The sequence below is a fragment of the Bacillus sp. mrc49 genome (assembly GCF_002803435.1).
Map to the genome: position 1 here is coordinate 1 of NZ_PHNG01000606.1, position 790 is coordinate 790.

Here is a 790-nt window from a genome sequence, read left to right on the forward strand (position 1 = left end):
GATAGTTTCCATCCAGAAAACATTAAATAGCCGTTATGATGCCGGTCTTGTTGAGGATGGTATTAACGGACCTAAAACACAAACGGCCTTGATCAAAGCGTTGCAAACTGAACTTAACAAGCAATTCAATAAAAAGCTTGTTGTGGACGGAGAATGGGGAGCTAAGACTAAAGCGGCAATCGTTACCCTTGAAAAAGGGGCAAAAGGGAATTTGACTTGGATTCTTCAGGCTTCACTTTACACAGAAGGATATAACCCTGGATCACTGGATTCTGTCTTTGGAAAGGGTACTGAAGCAGCCTTAGAAAAATTCCAGAAAGCTAAAAAGATTACTGCTGATAAAAAAGCCGGAAAAGCTTCTTTCGCTGAATTATTTGCTGCATAAGTATAAAAAGAAAGTATTTTGTATATAATTCGATATGTAACCCTCGTACTCCAGCTATACCTTCTTCTTAATCGGAGAAGGTATTTTTTTATGCCTTCCATAAGAACGCTCGTTCGTATATAATCATTAAAAAGGAGGTTTTTCTGATGGGTACAATTCGTGACAGAGGAATAATTAAATGGCATGCAGCCTTGTTGTTGCCAGAACATAAAGCATTAAATAAAAAAGTAGCTCAAGTGGATCCTTTCTTAAATAAGAAACCTGTCCTTGATGAATATCAGATTGAAGAATTCGAAAACAACATTCATTATGCAATGGAATATCATTTACCGATTAACTTTACGATACACAATGAAGGTAATCCACACGAATTATACGGATATTGTGTGTACATTCATCCTATTA

Annotated in this window: 2 protein-coding genes; both read left to right on the forward strand. The window is 36.5% G+C overall.

Features of this window, described 5'->3' with window-relative positions; translation table 11 throughout:
• A partial coding sequence (locus tag CVN76_RS06340; RefSeq protein ID WP_198512509.1) for a peptidoglycan-binding domain-containing protein occupies positions 1–385 on the forward strand: 385 nt, incomplete at its 5' end.
• Positions 386–531: 146 nt separating this feature from the next.
• A partial coding sequence (locus tag CVN76_RS06345; RefSeq protein ID WP_100530621.1) for a YolD-like family protein occupies positions 532–790 on the forward strand: 259 nt, incomplete at its 3' end.